Origin of the sequence: Phytoactinopolyspora endophytica, assembly GCF_004138495.1 — a bacterium.
In the GTDB taxonomy this organism is placed as follows: Bacteria; Actinomycetota; Actinomycetes; order Jiangellales; family Jiangellaceae; genus Phytoactinopolyspora; species Phytoactinopolyspora endophytica.
Window position 1 is genome coordinate 371,521 of the sequence record NZ_ML142849.1, and the last position, 1,839, is coordinate 373,359.

A 1,839-nucleotide genomic window follows, 5' to 3' on the forward strand; every position below is an offset into this window, starting at 1 on the left:
CCGGAGCGCGGCGAGGGTGCCGACAACGGCGAAGAGAGTCGCGGACAGGTCGCCGATCGTCACGCCGACCCGCACCGGGGGCTGATCGGGATAGCCGTTCATCGACCAGAGCCCGCCCGCGGCCTGCGCGGTGTTGTCGAACGCCGGGCGGCGGCTGCGCGAACCGGTCTGGCCGTAGCCGGAGATCGCCGTGTAGACGAGCTTCGGGTTCACCTCCCGCAGCACGTCGTAGCCGACACCGAGTTTGTCCATCGTCCCGGGGCGGAAGTTCTCCACCAGGATGTCCGCAGAGCGCACGAGGTCCTTAAGCACCTCGGTGCCGCCTGGTCTCGCCAGATCGATTCCCACGCCGAGCTTCCCACGGTTGTACTGCGCGTAGTAGGCGCTGAACTCCTCGTCGCCATGGGTGAGGTATGGCGGGAAGCCACGGGAGACATCGGGATCGCGCGGATTCTCCACCTTGATGACGGTGGCACCGAGATCGGCCAGCATCTGTGCCGCATAGGGCCCGGCGAGCACACGCGACAGGTCGAGGACGACGACTCCGGTCAGCGCTGCGGGTGTGGTGGTCGTGGTCTCGGTCATGCCAACCATGCCTCCTGTTCATGTGGTTCCGCGGCATCGATTCCGGCTGCCGCCAGTGCCGCCGCGACGTTCGACGGCGCGCGGACGCCGCGGATTCGAGAGAGCCAGCGAGTCGTGGCGGCCAGCGCGCGGACATCGAGACCGGTGTCGATCCCGAGCCCGTGCAGCATCCATACGAGATCCTCCGTCGCGAGGTTACCGGTCGCGCCTCTGGCGTAGGGACAGCGTCCGAGGCCGCCGACCGCGGCGTCGAACTCCGCGACGCCGAGCCGGAGGGCGGCGTGCACGTTCGCCAGCGCCTGCCCGTAGGTGTCGTGCAAGTGCAGGGCGAGGTCTTCGAGGGGGACCCCAGCGGAGCGGGTCTCCTGCACGACACGCGTGGTCAGCCCTGGGGTGGCGACGCCGATCGTGTCGCCGAGGACGACCGTGCGGCATCCCGCCTGCCGCAGCCGTGCCGCGGTGTCCGCGACGACCGCGAAGTCCACGGCGCCCTCCCACGGGTCGCCGAACGACATCGACACGTAGCCGCGGACCCGGATGCCGGACGCGGATGCTGCGGCGATGACCTCGACGGCGCGTTCGACTGCCCGCTCCCTCGTCGTGTTCAGATTCGCCTGGGCGAAGGACTCCGTCGCACTGACGACGACGGCGGCCTCCCGCACGCCGGCAGCCACGGCGCGCTCGAGCCCGCGAAGGTTCGGCACGAGCGCGACCCCCCTGGCACCAGGCGGAACCGTGACGTTCGCCGCGACATCGGCGGCGTCGGCGAGCTGCGGGATCCAGGTCGGCGGGACGAAACTGGTGATCTCCAGGTCGCGCACACCGGCTGCATACAGCCGTCGGCACAGCTCGACCTTCACGGCGGACGGGATGATGTCCGTCTCCGCTTGAAGCCCGTCGCGGGGGCCGACCTCGTAGACGGTGACCCGGGTGGGCAGCCCGGATTCCGGCACGACCCGGGGCCCCTGGGCGACGTCGGTCATGCGGGCGTCCGATCCGCTCGCAGCTCCGCCAGCACCTCCTGCGCGTACTCCACGCGGATGCGACGCTCGGCGACGATGCGTTCAGCGACGGTGCCGATCTCGCCGACCATCGCGCCCGCGCTGGCGGCAACCGTGCGCGCGTGAAGCGTCATGTGCCCGTGCTGGATTCCCTCGGCGGCGAGCGCCCGGCAGGCGGCGAGATTCTGGGCGAGGCCGACGGCGGCGATCACGCCGGCGAGCTCTCGGGCGGTCTCGACACCGAGAAGGCGGA

At 70.7% G+C, this 1,839-nt stretch carries 2 protein-coding genes and 1 pseudogene; all 3 read right to left on the reverse strand.

The genetic code is table 11. The features are described from left to right. A partial coding sequence (locus tag ELR45_RS36440) for a CaiB/BaiF CoA transferase family protein (protein ID WP_205855683.1) occupies nucleotides 1–585 on the reverse strand: 585 nt, incomplete at its 3' end. Then, nucleotides 582–1,568 carry a hydroxymethylglutaryl-CoA lyase gene (locus tag ELR45_RS01625; protein ID WP_129662888.1) on the reverse strand — a complete coding sequence of 329 codons (987 nt, stop codon included), beginning with the start codon at nucleotides 1,566–1,568 and terminating at the stop codon, nucleotides 582–584. The genes ELR45_RS01625 and ELR45_RS36440, both read right to left, overlap by 4 nt. Continuing rightward, nucleotides 1,565–1,839 (reverse strand): annotated as a pseudogene (locus ELR45_RS36445) (hydroxymethylglutaryl-CoA reductase, degradative); the annotation flags it as partial. The pseudogene ELR45_RS36445 and the gene ELR45_RS01625, both read right to left, overlap by 4 nt.

What these genes read in the sequence shown, in the direction of transcription:
- ELR45_RS01625 (WP_129662888.1), bottom strand. Translation starts at nt 1,568, where the DNA reads ATGACCGACGTCGCCCAGGGGCCCCGGGTCGTGCCGGAATCCGGGCTG.